14 protein-coding genes are annotated in these 15,738 nt (G+C 69.6%); 7 read left to right on the top strand and 7 right to left on the bottom strand.

Features of this window, described 5'->3' with window-relative positions:
- Positions 1-43: 43 nt before the first annotated feature.
- A complete protein-coding gene (locus F7R91_RS06635; protein WP_150945442.1) occupies positions 44-1,015 on the bottom strand; it encodes a pirin family protein in 972 nt (323 codons plus the stop codon).
- A gap of 168 nt (positions 1,016-1,183) precedes the next feature.
- The gene (locus F7R91_RS06630; RefSeq protein WP_150945440.1) at positions 1,184-1,657 is read right to left on the bottom strand and encodes an SseB family protein; all 474 of its coding nucleotides are present in this window, start codon (positions 1,655-1,657) and stop codon (positions 1,184-1,186) included.
- Positions 1,658-1,906: 249 nt separating this feature from the next.
- Here F7R91_RS06630 and F7R91_RS06625 point away from each other — a divergent pair, with 249 nt between their 5' ends.
- The 3 genes from F7R91_RS06625 (at position 1,907) to F7R91_RS06615 (ending at position 5,476) form a co-directional block, all read left to right on the top strand.
- Positions 1,907-3,733, top strand: a complete 1,827-nt coding sequence (locus F7R91_RS06625) for an acyl-CoA dehydrogenase (RefSeq protein WP_150945438.1) — start codon at positions 1,907-1,909, stop codon at positions 3,731-3,733.
- Between the two features lie 109 nt (positions 3,734-3,842).
- Positions 3,843-5,138, top strand: a complete 1,296-nt coding sequence (locus F7R91_RS06620; protein ID WP_150945436.1) for a M18 family aminopeptidase — start codon at positions 3,843-3,845, stop codon at positions 5,136-5,138.
- Positions 5,139-5,224: 86 nt separating this feature from the next.
- Positions 5,225-5,476 (top strand): DUF6458 family protein, encoded by a 252-nt coding sequence (locus F7R91_RS06615; RefSeq protein WP_150945434.1) that lies wholly within the window; start codon positions 5,225-5,227, stop codon positions 5,474-5,476.
- 12 nt (positions 5,477-5,488) lie between these two features.
- Here F7R91_RS06615 and F7R91_RS06610 read toward each other — a convergent pair whose 3' ends face one another.
- Complete coding sequence (locus tag F7R91_RS06610) at positions 5,489-7,327, bottom strand: NHL domain-containing thioredoxin family protein (protein ID WP_150945432.1); 1,839 nt, start codon at positions 7,325-7,327, stop codon at positions 5,489-5,491.
- A 126-nt stretch (positions 7,328-7,453) separates the two neighbouring features.
- On the opposite strand from F7R91_RS06610, the gene F7R91_RS06605 reads away from it, so the two are divergent.
- On the top strand, positions 7,454-7,951 hold the full coding sequence (locus F7R91_RS06605; RefSeq protein ID WP_150945430.1) for an LURP-one-related/scramblase family protein: 498 nt from the start codon (positions 7,454-7,456) through the stop codon (positions 7,949-7,951).
- 59 nt (positions 7,952-8,010) lie between these two features.
- Here F7R91_RS06605 and F7R91_RS06600 read toward each other — a convergent pair whose 3' ends face one another.
- Positions 8,011-8,784 carry a carbon-nitrogen family hydrolase gene (locus F7R91_RS06600; RefSeq protein WP_150945428.1) on the bottom strand — a complete coding sequence of 258 codons (774 nt, stop codon included), beginning with the start codon at positions 8,782-8,784 and terminating at the stop codon, positions 8,011-8,013.
- 182 nt (positions 8,785-8,966) lie between these two features.
- Between F7R91_RS06600 and F7R91_RS06595 the strand changes: the two genes are divergently transcribed.
- On the top strand, positions 8,967-9,791 hold the full coding sequence (locus F7R91_RS06595; protein ID WP_150945426.1) for a maleylpyruvate isomerase family mycothiol-dependent enzyme: 825 nt from the start codon (positions 8,967-8,969) through the stop codon (positions 9,789-9,791).
- Between the two features lie 244 nt (positions 9,792-10,035).
- Here F7R91_RS06595 and F7R91_RS06590 read toward each other — a convergent pair whose 3' ends face one another.
- Together F7R91_RS06590 and F7R91_RS06585 are read right to left on the bottom strand one after the other, a co-directional pair.
- The gene (locus tag F7R91_RS06590) at positions 10,036-11,340 is read right to left on the bottom strand and encodes an MFS transporter (RefSeq protein WP_150945424.1); all 1,305 of its coding nucleotides are present in this window, start codon (positions 11,338-11,340) and stop codon (positions 10,036-10,038) included.
- A complete protein-coding gene (locus F7R91_RS06585) occupies positions 11,337-11,999 on the bottom strand; it encodes a GntR family transcriptional regulator (protein WP_150945422.1) in 663 nt (220 codons plus the stop codon). The genes F7R91_RS06590 and F7R91_RS06585 overlap by 4 nt, the downstream gene beginning before the upstream one ends.
- A gap of 233 nt (positions 12,000-12,232) precedes the next feature.
- Between F7R91_RS06585 and F7R91_RS06580 the strand changes: the two genes are divergently transcribed.
- Both F7R91_RS06580 and F7R91_RS06575 read left to right on the top strand, forming a co-directional pair.
- Positions 12,233-13,135, top strand: a complete 903-nt coding sequence (locus F7R91_RS06580) for a D-alanyl-D-alanine carboxypeptidase family protein (protein WP_150945420.1) — start codon at positions 12,233-12,235, stop codon at positions 13,133-13,135.
- A gap of 170 nt (positions 13,136-13,305) precedes the next feature.
- Complete coding sequence (locus F7R91_RS06575) at positions 13,306-14,244, top strand: D-alanyl-D-alanine carboxypeptidase family protein (protein WP_150945418.1); 939 nt, start codon at positions 13,306-13,308, stop codon at positions 14,242-14,244.
- 72 nt (positions 14,245-14,316) lie between these two features.
- Here F7R91_RS06575 and F7R91_RS06570 read toward each other — a convergent pair whose 3' ends face one another.
- Positions 14,317-15,738: a dihydrolipoamide acetyltransferase family protein gene (locus F7R91_RS06570; RefSeq protein WP_150945416.1), complete on the bottom strand. Its 1,422-nt coding sequence runs from the start codon at positions 15,736-15,738 to the stop codon at positions 14,317-14,319.

Genomic DNA, 15,738 nt, shown 5'->3' with positions numbered 1-15,738 from the left:
GCGGACGTTGCGGCTCCGGGCCTTCTCGTGCCGTACCCGGGAACTACATCCCGCCCTCGGACATCCCGTGCACCGCCGGGATCGTGCCGAGGCGGCCCTTCTGGAAGTCCTCGAACGCCAGTTGGAGTTCCTCGCGGGTGTTCATGACGAACGGGCCGTAGTGGGCCATCGGTTCGCGGATCGGGCGGCCGCCCAGGAGGACGACCTCGAGGTCCGGCGCGTGCGCATCCTGCTTCTCGTCCGCTCGCAGCGTCAGCGACGAGCCCGCGCCGAAGACCGCCGTCTGCCCCAGGTGTACCGGCCGATGCTCCGTGCCGACGGAGCCGCGCCCGGCGAGGACGTAGGCAAGGGCGTTGAAGTCCTCGCGCCACGGAAGCGTGATCTCCGCACCCGGCGCCAGCGTCGCGTGGAGCATCGTGATCGGCGTGTGCGTGATACCGGGACCCTGGTGGCCGTCCAGCTCACCGGCGATGACCCGCAGCAGCGCGCCGCCGTCGGGGGAGGTGAGCAGCTGGACGTTGCCGCCGCGGATGTCCTGGTAGCGCGGCGCCATCATCTTGTCCTTGGCCGGGAGGTTCACCCACAGCTGGAGGCCGTGGAAGAGACCACCGGACATGACCAGGTGCTCGGGCGGCGCCTCGATGTGGAGGATGCCCCCGCCCGCGGTCATCCACTGGGTGTCCCCGTTGGTGATGGTTCCCCCGCCGCCGTTGGAGTCCTGGTGGTCGAAGATCCCGTCGATGATGTACGTGACGGTCTCGAAGCCGCGGTGGGGATGCCAGGGGGTGCCCTTGGGCTCGCCGGGTGCGTAGTCCACCTCGCCCATCTGGTCCATCATGATGAACGGGTCCAGGTGGCGGTAGTTGATCCCGGCGAACGCCCGGCGCACCGGGAAGCCCTCACCCTCGAAGCCGCTCGGCGCGGTCGTGACGGCGAGCACGGGACGGGCCACGGCGTCGGCGGACGCGGCGACGCGCGGCAGCGTCAGCGGGTTCTCGACGGTCACTGCAGGCATGTCGGTACCTCCTTGTGCTCCGAGTTTAGTTGAGCATTGAACTTCCTGCCACCCTCAACCGCGAGAACCCGGAGGACATTCCCTCCGGGCAGACAGAAGGCCGGCGCCCCGTACACAGGGCACCGGCCTTCATCCAAGAGGACCCGAAGCGATCACGCGGCGAGTTGCTCAGCCGTACATCCGGCGCATCGCGAACTCGACCATCTGCTCCACGGACTTCGCGTCGAAGACCATGCGGTGCTCGCCCTCCATGTCGAGGACGAAGCCGTAGCCGGTCGGGAGCAGGTCGATGACCTCGGCACCGGTGATCACGAAGTACTTGGACTCCTTGCCCGCGTACCGGCGCAGCTCCTTGAGCGAGGTGAACATGGGGATCACCGGCTGCTGGGTGTTGTGCAGGGCGAGGAATCCGGGGTTGTCACCGCGCGGGCAGTAGACCTTCGACGTCGCGAAGATCTGCTGGAAGTCCTCGGCGGTCAGCTGCCCGGTGGTGAAGGCCCGCACGGCGTCGGCCAGCGAGGGCGGGGACGGCTCGGGGTAGAGCGGCGGCTGCTGGCCGTACCCTCCGACGCCGCCGGGCATGGGCTGCTGCGGCGGGGCGTACTGCTGCTGTGCGCCGACGTTCTGGTCGTAGCCGTACATGGACGCAAGCGTACCGAGGGGACCGGGGCGGGCGGACCGGTACCTCTCGGCCGGATTGCTCAAGGAGGCACTCTTCGTGCTGGTCCGAGCACGAAGAGCGATCCCCGGGGCGTCGCACGTCACAGATGACCGATCGGGGTTGCTTCTTATTACCGACGGGTAGCATCATCGTAGCTACTTGTTGGTACGTGAACTAGCGCGAGGATCCAGTGCCTCGCCGATCTCTCTACGGAGCCGGGAGCCGTCGCCATGGGGCACTACAAGTCGAATCTCCGCGACATCGAATTCAACCTCTTCGAAGTACTCGGGCGCGACAAGCTGTACGGCACCGGCCCGTTCGCCGAGATGGACACGGACACCGCGAAGAGCATCCTCGAGGAGCTGACCCGCCTCGCGGAGAACGAGCTCGCCGAGTCCTTCACCGACGCCGACCGCAACCCGCCGGTCTTCGACCCGGAGACGAACACCGCCCCGGTCCCGGCGTCCTTCAAGAAGAGCTACAAGGCCTTCATGGACTCCGAGTACTGGCGGCTCGGCCTGCCCGAGGGGATCGGCGGCACGACGGCTCCCCCGTCCCTGATCTGGTCGTACGCGGAGCTGATCCTCGGCTCGAACCCGGCCGTGTGGATGTACTCCTCCGGTCCGGCGTTCGCCGGGATCCTCTACGACGAGGGCAACGACGTACAGAAGAAGATCGCGCAGATCGCCGTGGACCGGACCTGGGGTTCGACCATGGTGCTCACCGAGCCCGACGCGGGCTCCGACGTGGGCGCCGGCCGCACCAAGGCGGTCCAGCAGGAGGACGGCTCCTGGCACATCGAGGGCGTCAAGCGCTTCATCACGTCCGGTGAGCACGACATGGAGGAGAACATCCTCCACTACGTCCTCGCCCGCCCCGAGGGCGCCGGCCCCGGCACCAAGGGCCTGTCCCTCTTCCTCGTCCCGAAGTACCTGTTCGACTTCGAGACCGGCGAGCTGGGCGAGCGCAACGGCGTGTACGCGACCAACGTCGAGCACAAGATGGGCCTCAAGGCCTCCAACACCTGCGAGATGACCTTCGGCGACCGCCACCCCGCCAAGGGCTGGCTGATCGGCGACAAGCACGACGGCATCCGCCAGATGTTCCGGATCATCGAGTTCGCCCGCATGATGGTCGGCACGAAGGCGATCTCCACGCTGTCGACGGGCTACCTCAACGCGCTGGAGTACGCCAAGGAGCGCGTCCAGGGTCCCGACCTCGCGAACTTCATGGACAAGACCGCGCCCAAGGTCACCATCACGCACCACCCCGACGTGCGCCGCTCGCTGATGACGCAGAAGGCGTACGCGGAGGGCATGCGCGCCCTCGTCCTGTACACGGCGTCGGTCCAGGACACGATCGCGGTCAAGGAGGCGAACGGCGAGGACGTCTCCGCCGACCACGCCCTCAACGACCTGCTCCTGCCGATCGTCAAGGGCTACGGCTCCGAGAAGGGCTACGAGCAGCTCGCCCAGTCCCTGCAGACCTTCGGCGGCTCCGGCTTCCTGCAGGAGTACCCGATCGAGCAGTACATCCGCGACGCCAAGATCGACACCCTCTACGAGGGCACGACCGCGATCCAGGGCCAGGACTACTTCTTCCGGAAGATCGTCCGCAACCAGGGCGCCGCCCTCAACACCCTCGCCGAGGACATCAAGAAGTTCCTGGCGCTGGGCACCGGCGGCGAGGACCTCGCGGGCGCCCGTGAGCACCTGGCCAAGGCGGCCGTCGAGCTGGAGGCCATCGTCGGTCTGATGCTCACCGACCTCGCGGCCACCGAGCAGGACGTCAAGAACATCTACAAGGTGGGCCTCAACACCACCCGCCTGCTGCTGGCCTCCGGTGACGTGGTCGTCGGCTACCTGCTCCTCAAGGGCGCGGCCGTCGCCGCCGAGAAGCTGGAGACCGCCTCCGCCAAGGACAAGGCGTTCTACACCGGCAAGATCGCCGCGGCGAAGTTCTTCGCGGCCAACGTCCTGCCCGGCGTCACCCTGTCCCGCAAGATCGCCGAGGGCGTCGAGCTGGACCTCATGGAGCTGGACGAGGCCGCCTTCTAGGACAGGCCCCGGTCAACTCGGTCACAGCTACCGCAAACCCCACACCGGTCCCACGAGGGCCCGCTTCCATCACCGGGAGCGGGCCCTCGTACGTCGTTAAGGTGAATCCATGAGCGAACCCTCCCGCTTCGACCGCGGGCACACCGACGACCTCATGTCCTTCCTGGCGGCGAGCCCGTCGCCGTACCACGCCGTGGCGAACGCCGCCGAGCGGCTGGAGAAGGCCGGCTTCCGGCAGGTCGCGGAGACCGACGCGTGGGACGGGTCGAGCGGCGGGAAGTACGTGCTGCGCGGCGGGGCGATCGTCGCCTGGTACGTCCCCGAGGGCACCGCGCCGCACACACCGTTCCGGATCGTCGGGGCGCACACCGACTCGCCGAACCTGCGGGTCAAGCCGCTGCCCGACACCGGGGCGCACGGCTGGCGCCAGGTCGCCGTGGAGATCTACGGCGGACCGCTGCTCAACTCGTGGCTCGACCGCGATCTGGGCCTGGCGGGCCGGCTGACCCTGCGGGACGGTTCGGCGCGGCTGGTGAACGTGGCCCGGCCGCTGCTGCGCGTGCCCCAGCTCGCCATCCACCTGGACCGTTCGGTGAGCGCGGAGGGACTCAAGCTGGACAAGCAGCGTCACCTCCAGCCCGTGTGGGGCCTCGGCAACGATGTGCGCGACGGCGATCTGATCGCCTTCCTGGAGGAGGAGACCGGGCTCGCCCCGGGCGAGGTCACCGGCTGGGACCTGATGGTCCACTCCGTGGAGCCGCCCGCCTATCTGGGCCGCGACGAGGAACTGGTCGCCGGTCCCCGGATGGACAACCTGCTGTCCGTGCACGGCGGTGTCGCCGCGCTGACCGCCGTCGCGGCGGACTCCCGGCTGTCGTACATCCCCGTCCTCGCCGCCTTCGACCACGAGGAGAACGGCTCGCAGTCGGACACGGGCGCGGACGGGCCGCTGCTGGGCAGCGTGCTGGAGCGTTCGGTGTTCGCGCGCGGAGGGTCGTACGAGGACCGGGCCAGGGCCTTCGCCGGCACCGTCTGCCTGTCCTCCGACACCGGGCACGCCGTCCACCCCAACTACGCGGAGCGGCACGACCCGACGCACCACCCGCGCGTCAACGGCGGCCCCATCCTCAAGGTGAACGTCAACAACCGCTATGCGACGGACGGTTCGGGCCGCGCGGTGTTCGCCGCCGCCTGCGAGAGGGCGAACGTGCCCTTCCAGTCCTTCGTCTCCAACAACTCCATGCCGTGCGGCACCACCATCGGCCCGATCACCGCGGCCCGGCACGGCATCAGGACCGTCGACATCGGCGTGGCGATCCTGTCGATGCACAGCGCGCGGGAGTTGTGCGGATCCGACGACCCGTATCTGCTGGCCAACGCGCTGGTGGCGTTTCTGGAGGGGTGAGAACGGCCTGCCGCGGCATGGGGGTTGACCACCGGGGTACCCGCCGTCCCGGACCGGAACGACCGGCCCGGGCAGGAGGCAAAGTCATGGGCCTCGGCGGATGCATCATCCTCATCGCCGCGGGAGCCATCCTCGCGTTCGCGACCGACTGGGAGATGAAGGGCGTCAACCTCGACCTCGTCGGCATCATCCTGATGATCGTCGGGCTGATCGGCGTCACGACGTTCAGCAGCATCGCCCGGCGCAGGCGGGTCATGGTGCCGCCCACGACGACGGTCGTCGAGGACGAGCGGCACCACCACACACGCGACGGCTACAGCGACGGGTACGGGGTGTGATCCCGGATCCGGTCAGGCGTCGTCCCCGTCGGCGTCGTCCCTGCCGGCGTCGTCCATGCCGGCCAGGACCAGGGGCAGCCGGTCCGTCCCTTCGGCGGTGAGGCGGACGGGCACGCCCCAGTCCTGCTGGTGGACATGGCAGGCGGGGTATGCGTTCGCGGGGTCGTCGTCGCAGGAGGCGGCCATCGCGGAGACATGCAGGACGCCCTCCTCGACCGCCGCGTCGAGGTGCAGGGTGCGGGACAGGTCGCTGTCCGCGCCGCCCCCCGACAGCAGCAGCTCGGGCGGGGTGGAGGAGACCAGCAGGCGGGTCGAGGGGCCGTAGCGGGTGTCGAGTTTCTGGCCCGCGGGCGCCTGGAAGATCACGTCGAGCCGGAGTTCGCCGGGCGCGACCTCGGTGGCGGCACGCTGGGTGCGATGGGCGACCGAGGCCACCTTGACGGCTTCCTCCGGCAGCTTCAGCCGGGTCAGCCGGTGCCGGGCCGACTCGACGACCACGATGTCCTCGCCCACGAGCACCGCGTCGCTCGGCTCCCGCAGGTCCGTGGCAAGGGTGGTGACCTCACCCGTTGCCGGGTCGTAGCGGCGCAGGGCGTGGTTGTAGGTGTCGCTGACGGCGACCGAGCCGTCGGGCAGGGCCGTGACGCCCAGCGGGTGCTGGAACAGGGCCTCGTCGGCGGCGCCGTCGCGGTGCCCGAAGTCGAACAGCCCGGTTCCGACGGCGGTGTGCACGGCGCCGTCGAGGTCCACCCAGCGCAGGGCGCTCGTCTCGGAGTCGGCGAGCCACAGCCGGTCGGCGGTGGCCGCGAGCCCGGACGGCTGCGCGAACCAGGCCTCGGCGCCGGGCCCGTCCACCAGCCCCTCGTTGGTGGTCCCGGCCGCGACGGCCACGGCCTCCTCGACCGGGTCGTACACCCACAGCTGGTGCACTCCGGCCATCGCGATCCACACCTGGCCGCCGAACAGCGCCACGTCCCACGGGGAGGAGAGGTCGATCTCCCGGGCGGGCCCTGCGGTGGGCGAACCCTGCCACCACTGGCGTCCGGTACCGGCCAGGGTGGTGACCTCACCGGAGCCGAGGTGGAGGCGGCGCAGGGCATGGTTGACCGTGTCGGCGACGACGACGGAGCCGTCCTCCAGAAGAGCCAGCCCCTGCGGCTCGTTGAACGCGGCCGTCGCCGCCGTACCGTCGCCGAAGCCGCGCGCGCCGGAGCCGATGCGGCGCACCACGCTCTCGCCGTCGGCGGCCAGCTCGACCAGCTGATGCCGGGTGGTGTCGCTGACCAGGAAGGTCCCGCCCGGCAGCACGAGCGCCTTGCCCGGGAAGCGCAGGTCGGTCGGCTCGGGCTCCGGCGCCACATACGGCCCGTCGCCGCGCCGCAGCGTGCCCTTCGCCTCGTGCTCGGCCTCCAGCTCCGTCACCAGCCGCTCGATCGCATGCACATGCCCCTCACCGGCGTGCTGCGCAACGACATACCCCTCGGGGTCGATGACGACGAGCGTCGGCCACGCCCGCACGGCGTACTGCTTCCAGGTGGCGAGCTCGGGATCGTCGAGTACCGGATGCGCCACGCCGTACCGCTCGACGGCATCGACGACCGCCTGATGCTCGGCCTCGTGCACGAACTTGGGCGAGTGCACACCGATGACGACGACGGTGTCCTGGTGCTTCTCCTCCAGCTCCCGCAGCTCGTCGAGGACATGCAGGCAGTTCACGCAACAAAATGTCCAGAAATCAACAATTACGATGCGCCCTCGAAGCTCCGCAAGACCGGGCTCCCTGTCACCTGTGTTGATCCAGCCGCCCTTCCCGATCAGCTCGGGGGCACGGACACGTATGCGCTTGGCCATGCCTCAGCCAACCACACGCGTGCACCGCGCCATTCCGTGGAGGGCGCGTCCGCGGCGGGAGACCGGACTCGGCCCGTCGGCCCATCGGCAGCGTTTCGAAGCGGTCGGCGGGGAAGCGGTGAGGGTATGAGATTCCTCGTACGCGACCGGCTCCTCGGAATCGGCGAAGACTACTGGATCGAGGACGACCGCGGCGCCAAGGTGTTCCTCGTCGACGGCAAGGCGATGCGGCTGCGGGACACCTTCGAGCTGAAGGACACCCAGGGGCGGGTTCTGATCGACATCCGCCAGAAGATGTTCGCCCTGCGGGACACGATGGTCATCGAGCGGGGCGGCGAGCCGCTCGCGACGATCCGGCGCAAACGGCTGTCGCTGCTGCGCAACCACTACCGGGTGTCCCTGGCGGACGGCCGCACCGAGCTGGACGTCAGCGGCAAGATCCTCGACCGGGAGTTCGCCGTCGAGTACGACGGCGAACTCCTCGCGGTGGTCTCGCGCCGCTGGCTGCACATCCGGGAGACGTACGGCATCGACGTCGTACGGGAGGACGCGGACCCGGCCCTGCTGATCGCGGTGGCGGTGTGCGTGATCCACCTGGCGGAGAAGGAGCGGGGGGAGGACTGAGGGGACTCCCCCAATAGCGGCACCCTTCCCTGCAGGACCCCGTCCTGGAGCACGCCGTCCTACAGCACCCTGTCCTTGAGGGCCGGGAAGAGTTCCCTGGTCGTCGCGACCCTTCCGGGGTCGAAGTCCACCGTGAGCACCTGTTCCTCCGCCCCCGCCTCGGCCAGCACCTCGCCCCAGGGATCCACCACGATCGAGTGACCCGCCTGCGGAACTCGCGCATGCGTCCCGGCCGTTCCGCACGCGAGCACGAACGCCTGGTTCTCCACCGCCCGCGCCTGGGCCAGCAGCGTCCAGTGCGACCGGCGGCGCTCCGGCCAGCCCGCCGGGACGACCAGGGTCTCGGCGCCGGCGTCGACGAGACCGCGGAAGAGTTCGGGGAAACGGAGGTCGTAGCAGGTGGCCACGCCGAGCGTCGTCCCGGGCAGACGCACCGTCACCAGTTCGCGCCCCGCACTCATCATCACGGCCTCGCCCTTGTCGAAGCCGAAGCGGTGGATCTTGCGATAGGCGGCGGCCAGGTCGCCGGAGGGGGAGAAGACGAGAGACGTGTTGTAGAGGGGGCCTTCAGGGTCCCGTTCGGGGATCGAGCCCGCGTGCAGCCACACGCCCGCGTCGCTCGCCGCCTTGGCCATCACCTCGTACGTCGGCCCTTCGAGCGGCTCGGCCTCCCGCGCGAAGTCCTCGTAGGCGAAGGCGCCGGTGGTCCACAGCTCCGGCAGTATCACGAGGTCGGCCCCCGCCTGATCCCGTACCAGCGAGGCCACCCGCTGCCGCCGCGACGTGACCGATTCGTCCTCGTCCACGGCAATCTGGATCAATGAGGCGCGCACACTACCACCGTCCTGGCATTCGAGCCGTCCATACGGGCCTACGATCGTCACACGAAAGCACTGCCGGGGTGCCTCACAGCAGCGTAACTTAGCGTTCCAAGACACCCGCCGACAGCAGCCACCTCCCACTGGCAGCGCCGCCACAACCCGCCCGTGTACCGACCGCCGAGGGGTCCCGTTCCGTGAGTCTGCATCCCACCCTCCAGTCCTACGCCGACGCCTGGACCCACTCCATCGAAGCGATAACCGAGCTGGTGCAGCCGCTCGTGGAGGGCGAATGGAACCGCCGCACCCCCTTGCCCGGCTGGTCGGTCCGCGACATCGTCTCCCATGTGATCGGGATGGACTGCGAGATGCTCGGCGACCCGCGCCCCATCCACACGCTCCCGCGCGACCTGTACCACGTCACCAACGACGCCCAGCGGTACACGGAGATGCAGGTCGACGTCCGCCGTCACCACACCTCTCCGGAGATGACCTCCGAGCTGGAGTACACGGTCATCCGCCGCAACCGCCAGCTGCGCAACGAGTCGCGCGAGCCGGGCACCAAGGTGCGCGGTCCGCTCGGCACCGAGCTCACCCTCGAAGAGTCGATGCGCAGCCACGCGTTCAATGTCTGGGTGCACGAGCAGGATCTGCGCGCCGCGCTCGGCCGCCCCGGCAACCTCGACTCCCCCGGGGCGCACATCGCCCGTGATGTGCTGCTCGCCGAGCTCCCCGGCGTGGTGGCGCAGGGCGCGGGCGCGCCCCGCAGTTCGGCGATCGTCTTCGACGTCCACGGCCCGGTCGAGTTCCTGCGCACGGTCCGCGTGGACATCCAGGGCCGCGGCACCCTGGAAACGGCCCCCGCGCTCGGCCCGGCCGCGATGCTCACCCTCGACTGGGAGACCTACGTCCGCCTCGCCTGCGGCCGCGTGACCCGGGAGGCGGCGGCGGACCGGGTGAAGGCGGAGGGCGATCCGGACCTGGCGGAGGCGATCCTGCGGAACTTCACGGTGACGCAGTAACTCCTTGCGTGCGGCGCGCAGCCTGCGGGCAGTCGTGCCGCTGGGGCGGCACAGGTGGGCGCAGGCGGCACCCGGTCAGGGCCGGGTCGCGCCCCACCCCCGCACCAGGTCCGGCTGCCTCAGCAGGTCGGGCTGAGTTCGCTGCGGTTCGGCAGCGCCCTGAAGGGGCGCGGGGAACTGCGCGACCAGCCACGATGGCGCCGCAGACGGCCGACGACGCATCGCGGCACTTCCAGCGGAGCGCTTAGGCGGGTACGTGCACCGTCTCCACCCGACTGGCCACCTGCCGTTCCCGCTCCCGCCGAGCCGCCCGCCGCCGCAACCGCAGGATCTGGCTGACCCCGACCGCCTGCAGCACGAACACCGCCGAGAATGCGACCGCGTAGTCGTCCCCGGTCGCATCCAGCAGCACCCCGACCGCGAACAGCGTGGTCATGGAGGCCACGAACCCACCCATGTTCGTGATCCCGGACGCCGTCCCCTGCCGCTCCGGCGGATTCGCCGGCCGCGCGAAGTCGAAGCCGATCATCGAGGCGGGCCCGCACGCTCCGAGCACCGTGCACAGCACGACCAGCAGCCACACAGGCGCCCGGTCCCCGGGATACGCCAGCGTCACCGCCCATGTCACCGCCGTGGCCCCCACGGTGGACAGCGCGAGCGGCAGCCGTGCCGCGTGGTGCCGGGCGATGATCTGGCCGTAGACCAGCCCGACCACCATGTTGGACAGCACGACGAGCGTGAGCAGTTCGCCCGCCGCGGCGCGGGACAGCCCCTGCGCCTCGACCAGGAACGGCAGGCCCCACAGCAGCAGGAACACCATCGCCGGGAACTGGGTGGTGAAGTGCACCCACAGCCCGAGCCGGGTCCCGGGCTCCCGCCAGGACGCGGCGATCTGCCGGCGTATGTACGCGGCGCCCTGGTGAGGGAAGGGCTCCGGCTCGTGTCCCTCGGGGTGGTCCTTCAGGAACAGCAGGAGCAGGACGAACACGACGGCCCCCGCGAGCGCGCTGCCCGCGAACGCCGCCGTCCAGCCGACCCCGTGCAGCAGCCGGGCCAGCACCAGTGTGGAGACGAGGTTCCCCGCCATGCCCGCGAGCCCCGCGAGCTGCGCGACCAGCGGTCCGCGCCGGGCCGGGAACCAGCGTGTGCCGAGCCGCAGCACGCTGATGAACGTCATCGCGTCGCCGCAGCCGAGCAGTGCGCGCGAGGCGAGGGCCATGCCGTAGGAGGGGGAGAGGGCGAAGCCGAGTTGCCCGGTGGTGAAGAGGACGACCCCGATGCCCAGCACCTTCTTGGTGCCGAGCCGGTCCACCAGCAGGCCGACGGGTATCTGCATGCCGGCGTAGACGAGCAGCTGAAGGATCGAGAAGGTGGACAGCGCGGAGGCGCCGACGTGGAAGCGGTCGGCCGCGTCGAGGCCGGCGACTCCCAGCGACGTACGGAAGATGACGGCGACGAAGTAGACCGAGACGCCGATGCCCCAGACGGCGACGGCGCGCCGTCCGCCCGGGGGATCGCCCGGCAGTGCGGCGGACGGGGAGCCGCTCATCGGACCTCGCCCCGCGCCAGGTGGGAGAACCAGCCCACGTGCCGGTGGACGAGCGCGACCGCCGCCTCCGCGTCCCCGGAGCGCAGTGCCTGGAGGATCTCCTCGTGCTCGGTGAGCGTCTTGGCGATCCGGTCGGGGTGGGAGTGCATGACGGCGACGCCCATCCGCAGCTGGCGGTCGCGGAGCTGGTCGTACAGCCGCGACAGGATCTCGTTGCCGCCGCTGCGGACGATCTCGGCGTGAAAGCAGCGGTCGGTGACGGCGACCGCCGCCAAGTCCCCTGCGGCGGCCTGCTCCTTCTGCCGGGCGAGCAGGTCCTCCAGGCGCTCGATGAGGCCGGCGGGCGCGGGTACGGCCTTGCGGGCGGCGTGTTCCTCGACCAGCAGCCGTGTCTCCACCACGTCCGCGATCTCCTGCGCGGAGACGGGCAGGACCAGGGCGCCCTTCTTCGGGTAGAGCTTGATCAGCCCCTCCACCTCCAGGCGCAGCAGCGCTTCACGCACGGGGGTGCGCGAGACCCCGACGGCCTCGGCGAGCTCGCCCTCGGTGAGGAGGGTCCCGCCCTCGTAACGGCGGTCCAGAACGCCCTGTTTGACGTGGGTGTAGACACGGTCGGCGGCGGGGGGCTGCTTGAGGGAGACGGGCGCGGCTGACGGCATGAACACATCTTAGATACAACGCGTACGCATCAGGGCGGCCGTCCAGGATGCGGACCTCGCGGTGTCCGCGCCGGACCGTCGCGCCGGACCGTCTCCCGGAAAAGAACACAGCCCCACCCCAGTTGGCGCACAACCAAACGTGCTACACACGTGTCACACATGTGCGGCCCCTCTGCTTCCCCCTCCAACTCGGCCGCACATCAGGGGCATTCGACCAAATCGGGGTATTTCAGTTGATAACCGGCATCAAGGGCACCCGTATCCGCAGAGCCGCAGCCGTCGCCGTCACGACCGGCGCAGTGCTCGCCACCGGGGCTCTCACCGCGGCACCGGCGCAGGCCGTCACCACGCCCACCATCACCGCCAAGAGCGGGTTCCTGATGAACAGTGCCACCGGCGCGACCCTCTTCAAGAAGTCCGAGAACACCCATCGGCTCACCGCGTCCACCACAAAGATCATGACCGCGAAGGTCGTGCTCGCGCAGTCGAACCTGAACCTGGACACCAAGGTCACGATCAAGAAAGCGGTCAGCGACTACATGGTCGCCAAGGGCTACCCCTCGTCGGCCCACTTGATCGTCGGCGACAAGGTCACGGTCCGTCAGCTGCTGTACGGGATGATGCTGCCGTCCGGCTGCGACGCCGCGATGACCCTCGCCGACAAGTTCGGTTCCGGCTCGACGGTCTCGGCGCGCACCAAGAACTTCATCGGCAAGATGAACGCCAAGGCCCAGCAGCTCGGCATGACGAACACGCACTTCGACTCGTTCGACGGCATCAGCAACGGCTCCAACTACTCGTCCGCGAAGGACCTGACGCTGCTCGCCCGCAGCACGATGAAGAGCTCCACGTTCAGGTCCGTCGTGAAGACGAAGAAGTACACGGCGAAGACGATCACCAAGACCGGCAGCACCCGCACCATGACTCCCTGGGAGAACACCAACACCCTGCTCGGCTGGAACGGCACGCTCGGCATCAAGACCGGCTCCGGCACCGAGGCCAAGTACTGCCTCGTCTTCGCCGCCACCGTCAACGGCGAGTCGGTCATGGGTGCGGTCCTCACCGCCTCCTCGGCGGCCAACCGCACCGCGGACGTGAAGAAGCTCATCAACTACGGCTACGCGAGGATCAGCTGACACAGCGCACACCCGTAAGGGGGGTGGCCACTGCAGTGGCCACCCCCCTTACGCTTGAATTTCTTCCGTCCGTCGTACATCCCTTGACGCTCTTCATGGGTCTTCTATGAGCCTCCCCCCTCCGCATCTCTGATGCGACTCAGGCATTTCGCATATTCGGAGCTTTCATAGTGACAACCGTCATACAGGGTGTACGTCTCCGCAGGACCGCGGCCGTCGTCGCCACCACCGGCGCGGTCCTGGCGGGCGGCGTTCTCTCGGCGCCGGCTCACGCGGCGACCGCGCCCTCGGTCAGCGCCAAGGGCGCCTTCATGCTCGACAACGCGACGGGTTCCACGCTCTACAGCAAGTACGCCGATACCAAGCGGCCCATGGCGAGCACCACCAAGGTCATGACGGCCCGGGTCGTGCTGAGCACCCCGGACCTGAACCTCGACCGCAAGGTCACGATCAAGCAGGCCTACCGGGACTACGTCACCGCCAAGGGCGCGAGCACCGCGGACCTGAAGACCGGGGACAAGGTCACCGTCCGCCAGCTGCTGCACGCGATGATGCTGCCGTCCGGCTGCGACGCCGCGATGGCGCTCGCGGACACCTTCGGCACCGGCACCACCGTCTCGGCCCGTACCAAGTCGTTCATCAGCAAGATGAACTCCAAGGCCGTGGCCCTCAATCTGACGAACACCCACTTCGACTCGTTCGACGGCATCTCGACGCAGAACACGAACTACACGACACCGCGCGACCTCGCGAAGCTCGCGCGCAGCGCTATGAAGTACTCGACGTTCCGCGGCATCGTCAAGAAGACGAAGACCGTGCAGTACGCGACGACGAGCACCGGCGGGACCCGCACGTACACCTGGTACAACACCAACAAGCTGCTGGGCTCCTACAGCGGCGCGATCGGTGTGAAGACCGGCACCAACACCCCGGCCGGCCCCTGCCTCGTCTTCGCCGCGACCAGGGGCGACAAAACGGTCATCGGCGTGCTCCTCAACGACCAGTACCGCTACACCGACGCCGCCAAGCTGATGGACTACGCCTTCGGCACCAGCACGGCGACCACCATGCAGCTGCGCACCCTGCCCGCGGGCGCCCAGCGCGACTGACCCGAGAGAACTCCCGTACACGGCCGGGGCCCACCGCTCGTCGCGGTGGGCCCCGGCCTCGTGTGCGTCATCTCACGCCCAGGTGATCAGCCTCTTCGGCTGCTCCAGGATCGCCGCCACGTCGGCCAGCACCTTGGAGCCCAGTTCGCCGTCCACCAGACGGTGGTCGAAGGACAGGGCCAGGGTCGTCACCTGACGCGGCTTCACCTTGCCCTTGTGAACCCACGGCTGGAGCTTGATCGCGCCGACCGCGAGGATCGCGGACTCACCGGGGTTGAGGATCGGTGTGCCGGTGTCGACGCCGAAGACGCCGACGTTGGTGATCGTCACCGTGCCGGCCTGCATGGCGGCGGGGGACGTCTTGCCCTCCCGCGCGGTGGAGACCAGCTCGCCCAGTGCCTCGGCCAGCTGCGGCAGCGTCTTGTCGTGCGCGTCCTTGATGTTCGGGACGATCAGACCGCGGGGCGTCGCGGCCGCGATGCCCAGGTTCACGTAGTGCTTGACCACGATCTCCTGGTTCGCCTCGTCCCAGGACGCGTTGATGTCCGGGTTGCGCTTGATCGCGACCAGCAGGGCCTTGGCGATCAGCAGGAGCGGGTTGACCCGCACGCCCTGCATGTCCTTGTCCTGCTTGAGCTCCTCGACCAGCTTCAGCGTGCGGGTCACGTCGACCGTCACGAACTCCGTGACGTGCGGCGCGGTGAACGCCGAGCCGACCATCGCCGCCGCCGTCGCCTTGCGGACACCCTTGACCGGGACACGGGTCTCACGGGCCCTGTCGTACGTGACGACCGGCGCCGTCGGCGCGACGGGCGCCACAGCCGCGAGGACGGGCTCGGGCATCGGCACGGGCGTCGCCGCCGCGTGGACGTCCTCCCGGGTGATGATGCCGTCCGGGCCGGACGGAACCACCGTCGTCAGGTCGACGCCGAGGTCCTTGGCCAGCTTGCGCACCGGCGGCTTGGCCAGGGGACGCGGCTTCGCAGCCGCCGCACCGTGGCCGTTCACCTCGGTCTGGATCGCCGCCGACGCCTCCTGCACGGGAACCTCGGGCCCCTTGCGGGGGCGCCGCTTGGTGGAGGACGCGGCGACGCCGTAACCGACCAGCACCGGCTGGCGGCCCGAGCCGGACGCCTCGGACGCCGCGGGCTCCTCGGGCTGCGTCCCGGCCGGAGCCGGGGCGGGGGCCTCGGCCGGAGCCTCGGCGGGAGCAGGAGCGGGAGCGGCGCCCCCGCCCGCGACATCCACCGCGATGATCGGCGTGCCCACGTCCACCGTGGTGCCCTCGGGGAAGTGCAGGTCGCGGACCACACCGTCGTACGGGATGGGGAGTTCCACCGCCGCCTTGGCCGTCTCGACCTCGCACACGACCTGGCCGTCGGTGACTGTGTCGCCGGGCTGGACGTACCACTTGAGGATCTCGGCCTCGGTGAGTCCCTCGCCCACGTCGGGCATCCTGAACTCGCGCACGGACGCTTCTGTCATCGTCGTCAC

The organism is Streptomyces luteolifulvus (assembly GCF_008806595.1).
GTDB classification, from domain to species: Bacteria; Actinomycetota; Actinomycetes; order Streptomycetales; family Streptomycetaceae; genus Streptomyces; species Streptomyces luteolifulvus.
This window is presented reverse-complemented; position numbering and strand designations above follow the sequence as displayed.

Excerpts from the sequence above, each read along its gene's own strand:
- F7R91_RS06585 (WP_150945422.1), bottom strand. The coding sequence starts at position 11,999 with ATGCCGTCAGCCGCGCCCGTCTCCCTCAAGCAGCCCCCCGCCGCCGAC.
- F7R91_RS06630 (WP_150945440.1), bottom strand. The coding sequence starts at position 1,657 with ATGTACGGCTACGACCAGAACGTCGGCGCACAGCAGCAGTACGCCCCG.
- F7R91_RS06615 (WP_150945434.1), top strand. The coding sequence starts at position 5,225 with ATGGGCCTCGGCGGATGCATCATCCTCATCGCCGCGGGAGCCATCCTC.
- F7R91_RS06590 (WP_150945424.1), bottom strand. The coding sequence starts at position 11,340 with ATGAGCGGCTCCCCGTCCGCCGCACTGCCGGGCGATCCCCCGGGCGGA.
- F7R91_RS06610 (WP_150945432.1), bottom strand. The coding sequence starts at position 7,327 with ATGGCCAAGCGCATACGTGTCCGTGCCCCCGAGCTGATCGGGAAGGGC.
- F7R91_RS06620 (WP_150945436.1), top strand. The coding sequence starts at position 3,843 with ATGAGCGAACCCTCCCGCTTCGACCGCGGGCACACCGACGACCTCATG.
- F7R91_RS06605 (WP_150945430.1), top strand. The coding sequence starts at position 7,454 with ATGAGATTCCTCGTACGCGACCGGCTCCTCGGAATCGGCGAAGACTAC.
- F7R91_RS06625 (WP_150945438.1), top strand. The coding sequence starts at position 1,907 with ATGGGGCACTACAAGTCGAATCTCCGCGACATCGAATTCAACCTCTTC.
- F7R91_RS06635 (WP_150945442.1), bottom strand. The coding sequence starts at position 1,015 with ATGCCTGCAGTGACCGTCGAGAACCCGCTGACGCTGCCGCGCGTCGCC.